The sequence below is a fragment of the Dapis brunnea BLCC-M229 genome (genome assembly GCF_050015995.1).
In the GTDB taxonomy this organism is placed as follows: Bacteria; Cyanobacteriota; Cyanobacteriia; order Cyanobacteriales; family Microcoleaceae; genus Trichodesmium.
Window position 1 is genome coordinate 38,176 of sequence record NZ_JBNHEP010000141.1, and the last position, 7,266, is coordinate 45,441.

Consider the following 7,266-nt stretch of genomic DNA (forward strand, 5'->3'; position numbering starts at 1 on the left):
GCCCCTACCTCATCAACGTTAAAAAATCCTAGGGGCGGGTTTCACCAAAAATCTGATTATAACTGATTGATTTATGTTAACCCTGCCCCGCTTTCAACCCGATCAATGGTAATGCTGATATTGATTGAACGGGGAATGGGGGCTGGTTTATTTGATTTGGGGTGATTTCCATTAACTTAACGCGGAACCCGCCCCTACCTCATCAACGTTAAAAAATCCTAGGGGCGGGTTTCACCAAAAATCTGGTGATAACTGATTGATTTATGTTAACCCGCCCCGCTTTCAACCTGATATTGGGTAATGCCGATCTTGATGACTACGGGTACGGGGGGCGGGTTTATTTGATTTAGGGTGATTGCCATTAATTTAACGTGGAACCCGCCCCTACATCCGTTAAAAATTTGTAGGGGCGGGTTTCACCAAAAATCTGATTATAACTGATTGATTTATGTTAACCCGCCCCGTGCATAATATCGCCTGGGGGTGGGTTTATTTGATTTGGGGTGATTGCCATTAATTTAACGTGGAACCCGCCCCTACATCCGTTAAAAAGCTGTAAGATAATTCAAAAGTTCAACTCATAACTGATTTCACGGAACTTGCCAAATTTTAATCGTTTTATCATTACTCCCACTGGCTAAACTTCTACCATCCTGACTAAACACTACCGAAAATACATCACTAGCATGACCATTAAGGGTTTCCAACAATTCCCCAGTAATAGCATCCCATAAATTAATACTGCCATTGCGATATCCACTGGCAACTATTTTGCCATTCGGACTAAATGCCACCGACAAAACATCACTCATACCATACTTCAAATTTTGTATGGGTGTCGAAATAAGCTCCCCTCCATAAACCTGCCATAACTTAATCGTGCCATCCCTACTACCACTCGCTAATACTCCACCATCTGGACTAAAACTTAGCGATCGCACCCAGTCTGAATGACCCTTAACTGAAAATAACTCTTTCGCCTTTTGCAAATCCCATATTTTAATAGTTTGGTCGCGACTGCCACTTGCCAAAATTCCACCATCTTGATTAAAAGCAACAGTATAAACCCGGTCTTCATGTCCGACCAAACTAAACCAGCGCTTTGCCTTCTGCAAATTCCAAATTTCAATAGTTTTATCCCTACCTCCACTTGCCAACATTTGATTATCCGGACTAAACGCTACCGTATCCACCCAGTCAGAATGACCGATAAGAGTAAACCAACGTTTGCCTTTTTTCATATCCCAAATTTCAATAGTTTTATCCCGACTCCCACTCGCCAACATTTCCCCATCTTGACTAAACGCCACTGTTTGTACAGAGTCACCATGACCAGTAAGAGTAAACCAACGTCTACCTTTTTTCATATCCCAAATTTCAATAGTTTTATCCCGACTAGCACTCGCCAAAGTTTCCCCATCCGGACTAAATGCTACTGAGTTTACCGAGTCAAAATGTCCGGTCAAAGTCAAGACACATTTCCAGGTTGACTGTTGTGGTTGGGGAATAACAGTTGGTTGCACAACATGAGGCGGTGCAGTAATAGAATTTGTGGGTTGTTTTGTTTGCGGTTTCGGAGGTTGGTATGTTGGTATAGGTGGTCTGGTAGGAGTTGGAGATGGTGTTGGTCTTCTGGTTGGGGATGGTGTGGGTGGAGAAATATTAGGGAGAGTAGGGAGTTTCACGTCTGGGTTTAATTCTTTCATTACTTCCGCAGCAGACTGGTAACGCATTTTGGGATTAGTTGCCAACATTTTATCAAGAATTCTCCCTAACATACTATTAATAGATTGACTTAAATAATCTCGCCATACCCATTTATCTTTCATTACATCAAATAGATCGAAAGGAGAGACTTGAGTCAACAAATAAATACAAGTTACTCCCAAACTATAGATATCGCTGGCAAAAATAGCATGACCTCTAACTTGTTCTGGAGCGACATATTCTGGACTACCAATTATTGTTCCAGGCTGCATTAAAGAAGTTCCGGTAATAACTTTAGCTGCACCAAAATCAACTAAGACTAATTTATTAGTATTAGTCATCCATCCAGTAGTTTGTGGAATAGAACTACGACGAATAATATTTTCTGGTTTTATATCCCGATGAATTACTCTATATTCGTGAATAAACTGTAAAACTGGTAATAATTCATTCAAGATTTGTTTAATTTGATTACTATCAAACGGACCCTTTTTTATTGACTCTTCAGCTAAATTAGAACCGTCGATAAATTCTTGTACTAAATATTGATTATTATCCTGTTCAAAGTGAGCTAATAATTCGGGAATTTGTGGATGTTGACCAAGTTCATCTAATCTAACTGCCTCTTGTTGAAATAACTCGGCAGCCTTTTTTGGGTCGCCAGTATTTTGAGGTAAAAATTGTTTAATTACACAAGGGGGATGAGAAGGTTTATCTTCATCTACGGCAAAAAAGGTTCTACCAAAACCACCCCTACCGATAGGTTTAATGGGGCGATATCTTTCTCTCAGCAGCAATTTTGACCCACAAGCGAGGCAATATAATGTCCCTTCAGAATTTTGGGGATTTTGACATTGAGGATTTAAGCAATAACTCATATTAACAAGATTAGGCTACTATGTCTATGTTAATTTAGGGAGTAGGGAGTAGGGAGTAGGGAGTAGGGAAGATGGAGAATAGGACAGAGCTGTTTCATTCTGGCAAAAAGCAGAGTGTGGGAAGTGTGGGGAGTGTGGGGAGTGTGGGGAGTAAGAAACTTCCAAAAAGTTGATTCAATACTTCCCCTTCGACAATTCTCCATTGTCAGTATTTTAAATTGGCATAATGTCGTCAAGTCGCAATTGTAAATCAGGAAATATATAAGAATAAATAGGCTCTCCCAAACGATATTGTGTTTGCTGATAGACACCATTCACTAACTGGCAAATTGTGAAAGTAGGTTGTTTCGGATTACCAATAAATTGCAAACCACCCAAGCCCATAAAATCCACAATCCAATATTCTGAAATATTTAAAAAAGCATATTCTTCTACTTTTCTAGCATAATCATCTTGCCAATTTGTACTAACAACTTCTGCAACAAGTTTGATGGTACTACCGTTACAAATTACTGATTCTTTTTGCCAAAGAGGTTCTTTAATTAATTCTGATTTATCTAAAACAATCACATCAGGACATAGGGCAGTTGCTTCAGCAAATAGGGGTTGGACTAAACAATTTTTCGGAATCAACCAGTTGAAATTATTCCGAAAAATTTCAACATAAATTCTACCAGCAATACTCCCAGCAACAGCTTCGTGAGGACCAGTAGGCTGCATCTCTCTTAGTTCTCCGTCAATGAGTTCATAGTTTGTATTATCTCCATATTGGGTAATAAATTCTTCAAAGCTTAGTTGTTTGGATGAAGTATAGGTCATTTCAGTTATCAGTTATTAGTTAATAGTTATGAGTTATAGTAGTCGCCATTATTGTTAGTAGTATTGAACTGAGACCTCTAAAAATGTAGTTTGGGTTGAGGAACGAAACCTAACTTAAGCTTATTACGACTATTTGAGATATTTTTTAATAAAAGCATCTGGAGTTAAGCACTCAAAATCAGCGATTGCTTTAATTAGTTTTCTATTAGAAGAGACAAAACAATCTGTTGACCCAAACTTAGCTGTAAGAAAAACTTCTATATCTTCTGTGGGGATATTTCCTGTTGAATTAATTTCTTTTGAGAGATTGCGCCACTCCGCATCAGGGGTAACATAAAAGATGTTTAGATTTGACCAAATAAGACCAAGAACTAGACCTGCTTTGTCTTTATTCCATAAATATTTACCCACTCGCCGGATTTGGTCAATTAACTCAGGAGACAAAATAATTTCAGCAATTAACAATTAATAATTACTCCTTCTTTAAAGAAGGGGATTGACACTTACGGAAAAATCAAAATTTTTCCCCTATCCAAGGAGAGGCTTTAAACCTTAAATTATTTAATTATTAATTATTAATTATTAATTATTTGGTAACCTATAGACTCAAGAATTTTTGCCTCATCTGAATTAACTTCTTGAATGCCGATTATATAAACATTTGTATCAAGACATAAACGTTTGATTTTAGACATTATTTTACTCTATCTTTTTCCTGAAGCATTTCTAACTTAACCTTTTTAATTAGATCGAGTATTTTTTCCTGAGAATCATATCCTTTAGCTTTTGCTATTTCCCGCATAATCTCAAATTCATCTGGCTCATTTTTGGCAACAAGAATAATGTCTATTTCGTCATTACTAAACTCTGGAGGAACAGTAATTTTTACTTCTCCATTTTTCACTGTTCCTTTTGTTTGTATAATTCTCATCCCATACCTCTTTTTTCTTACTGATAATATTTGATATACAGAGCTTGTTCTTTGGGCAGCAGTTCCTCAAAAACAATAAAGCCTTAAAACATAAACGTTTTAAGACTGTATAATACAAAAAGGGCGAACGATGGGACTCGAACCCACGAATGGTGGAACCACAAACCACTGCCTTAACCACTTGGCCACGCTCGCCGTGAATTTTTTCTTACAGTTTATTAATATAGCACTACCAAATTATATTTGTAAACCCCCTTGACAAAAATATAAAATCTAAAACTTCCCCATCAATGAGTTATTGTGTTAATTCTCAATGCCCCAAACCAGAAAACCCAGATACAGTAAGTTATTGCCAGAGTTGCCAATCTCCCTTAATTCTCCAGGGACGCTATCGTATTCTGAAAAAAGTTGGTCAGGGAGGCTTTGGCAAAACATTCTTGGCGGTAGATGAACAACATCCGCTGAAGCTTCCATGTATTCTTAAGCAAATATCATTTCCCACCCTCGACCCCGAAAGCCACCAAACAACAGCTAGACTATTTCGGCGGGAGGTAATGCGGTTAGGGCAGTTGGGGCAACATCCACAAATTCCTCTACTTTTGGCTCATTTCCAATACAATCAAAATTTATATTTAGTGCAGGAATATATTCAAGGTCTGACATTAAAGCAAGAATTAAAACAAGGTCTCTTCAGCGAAGAACAAATATGGCAACTTTTACGAGAGTTACTGCCAATATTGAAATTTATTCATCAGCATCAAATTATTCACCGAGATATCAAACCAGAAAATATTATTCGTCGAACTTTCCCACCTATTAACTATCAAAAACCACCCCACCTACCAGGAGAAAATAAACTGGAAAAATTAGGAAAAGTAGGGGAAATTGTATTAATTGATTTTGGCGTGGCGAAGTTGCTGACGGGTACAGCTTTAATTCGCACTGGTACAATTATTGGAAGTCCGGAATATATGGCACCGGAGCAAACCAGGGGGAAAGCACTGCCAGCAAGTGACTTATTTAGTTTGGGTGTAACTTGCATTCATTTACTGACGGATGTTGCACCGTGGGATATGTTCGATGTTATTAATGACTCTTGGAGATGGCGAGATTTTTTGCCGAGTGGGAGTAGTGTAAGTCAACGTATCGGCAATATATTAGATAAGTTGTTGCAAAATTCTGTGAGTCAACGCTATCAGACAGCGGAAGAAGTTTTGGAAGCGTTGGAGTCTCGCTCTAATATTGTCAGGCAACCTGTGAAAAATGCAGAGTCTTTGGCGCGGGTAAATCAAAAGTTACCTCTGTTGCCATCGGTACCGAGTTTGGTGGGGAGGTTTATTCCGCAAATTATGGCACTGGATGAAAATGAGTTAATTTCGGCAGTGGGGGTAAAGTATGGGAAATTGCAATATTTGTTGGCAGTGCAAAAGTGGCAGGAAGCGGATGTGGAAACTTGGGGAGTTTTGTGTGATGCTTTGGGGAAGAGGAGAAAAAGTTATTTGTTTCAGGATGATATTGATAATTTACCTTGTGAAGATTTGCTGACTATCGATCGCCTCTGGGTAAAATATAGTCAGGGAAAGTTTGGGTTGAGCGTGCAAAAACAGATTTATGAGAGTGTGGATGAAGATTATGGAAAATTCTGTAGTCAGGTTGGTTGGTTGACTTATAATCTGCATTTTCGCGATCGGGGATTTAAGTTTAGAAATTGGGCACCAGTTGGTCATTTACCTTCAAGAATTTGGTCAGGAGGTCAAAAATGGTGGATTCATGCTGAGGCAATGGCAAAAAAGTTAGATAAGTGTTTGTTGTAGGTAGTAGCTGAAATAATTTTCTGGAAAGGTTTAGCTATCAACCCATAAAAGTAAAAAAAACCGATATTTGAGGAATTGATTTTTTCTGAGCGATCGCTTATACTACTACCAAAATTTTAAAGGGGATTTAAAATATGTATGAAAATCTGGAAGTAGACCATATTTTTAGAATAGTTGAAGATGATGCGGATGCGATAAATCAAATATCATCACTAGGTTTTTCTCCTTCTGAAATTAGGGAGCATACTCAACAAGGAACCAGTTCAAGGTTTATTTTTTTTGAGAAAAATTATTTAGAACTAATATATCTTAGAAGTAGAGAAGAATCCCAGAATAACTTTGTTAAATTTCATCAAAGGGTGGATAATTTCCGAAATAAATCTGGTTCCCCCTATGGAATAGCTTTTAGAGGTAAACTTTCAGATATCGAGAAAAATGATTTTGAATTATATCAACCTAAATACAATTTATATGGTAAAAGTTTCATTATCTATATGCACGGTTCCTATTTCACAAATCCAGAAATGCCAGCGATATTTTTCCTGGAAGTAAGTAACAGTACAAAAGAGGAATTTTATCCGATAAACAGGGGGTTGTCTTGTAAAAGAGATATCTCTTTAAATCAATTTACTGATGTAGTATTAATTTCTCCAATATTAAAAGAAGAGTCTTTTGGAAATTTTGAAATTCAGAGAGGGGATGAGGAAAAATTACTAATTAATGGTAAATTTTCATTTTGATAATTATCAGTTTTAGGGAATAGGGAATAGGGAATAGAGATTAGTATTAAACTGTACCTCACTATCCTCTAAATTTTCAATTAATAAATTAATTTCTTGTTTACCTTGAAAGAGAAAAGCTTCAGATGTTTATCCATATTAATCTCCATATTAATCCGTATATCCGTGGCAAAATCCTTGTGTACCATATCTCCTAAAAGTCATCCTTTAAAGTTTCAATTAATAAATTCATTAAATATCTATCCATATTAATCCGTATATCCGTGGCAAAATCCTTGTGTGCCATCCCTCCTAAAAGTCATCCTTTAAAGTTTCAATTAATAAATTCATTAAAGATTTATCCATATTAATCCGTATATCCGTGGCAAAATCCTTGT

The 7,266-nt window shown here is 37.1% G+C and carries 6 protein-coding genes and 1 tRNA gene; 2 read left to right on the forward strand and 5 right to left on the reverse strand.

Annotation, left to right across the window (positions count from 1 at the left end):
• Nucleotides 1-590: 590 nt before the first annotated feature.
• The 5 genes from ACP6PM_RS16595 to ACP6PM_RS16615 all read right to left on the reverse strand — a co-directional run bounded on the left by ACP6PM_RS16595 (nucleotide 591) and on the right by ACP6PM_RS16615 (nucleotide 4,530).
• On the reverse strand, nucleotides 591-2,585 hold the full coding sequence (locus ACP6PM_RS16595; protein WP_426586488.1) for a protein kinase domain-containing protein: 1,995 nt from the start codon (nucleotides 2,583-2,585) through the stop codon (nucleotides 591-593).
• A 213-nt stretch (nucleotides 2,586-2,798) separates the two neighbouring features.
• On the reverse strand, nucleotides 2,799-3,404 hold the full coding sequence (locus tag ACP6PM_RS16600) for a Uma2 family endonuclease (protein WP_426586490.1): 606 nt from the start codon (nucleotides 3,402-3,404) through the stop codon (nucleotides 2,799-2,801).
• A gap of 129 nt (nucleotides 3,405-3,533) precedes the next feature.
• Nucleotides 3,534-3,869, reverse strand: a complete 336-nt coding sequence (locus tag ACP6PM_RS16605) for a PIN domain-containing protein (RefSeq protein ID WP_426586492.1) — start codon at nucleotides 3,867-3,869, stop codon at nucleotides 3,534-3,536.
• A gap of 229 nt (nucleotides 3,870-4,098) precedes the next feature.
• Nucleotides 4,099-4,335, reverse strand: coding sequence for a hypothetical protein (locus ACP6PM_RS16610; RefSeq protein ID WP_426586494.1), 237 nt, complete (start codon nucleotides 4,333-4,335; stop codon nucleotides 4,099-4,101).
• 122 nt (nucleotides 4,336-4,457) lie between these two features.
• Nucleotides 4,458-4,530 (reverse strand) — tRNA-His (locus tag ACP6PM_RS16615).
• Nucleotides 4,531-4,625: 95 nt separating this feature from the next.
• Between ACP6PM_RS16615 and ACP6PM_RS16620 the strand changes: the two genes are divergently transcribed.
• Both ACP6PM_RS16620 and ACP6PM_RS16625 read left to right on the forward strand, forming a co-directional pair.
• Nucleotides 4,626-6,149, forward strand: coding sequence for a protein kinase domain-containing protein (locus tag ACP6PM_RS16620; protein WP_426586496.1), 1,524 nt, complete (start codon nucleotides 4,626-4,628; stop codon nucleotides 6,147-6,149).
• Nucleotides 6,150-6,283: 134 nt separating this feature from the next.
• Nucleotides 6,284-6,889, forward strand: a complete 606-nt coding sequence (locus ACP6PM_RS16625; protein ID WP_426586498.1) for a VOC family protein — start codon at nucleotides 6,284-6,286, stop codon at nucleotides 6,887-6,889.
• Nucleotides 6,890-7,266 lie beyond the last annotated feature (377 nt).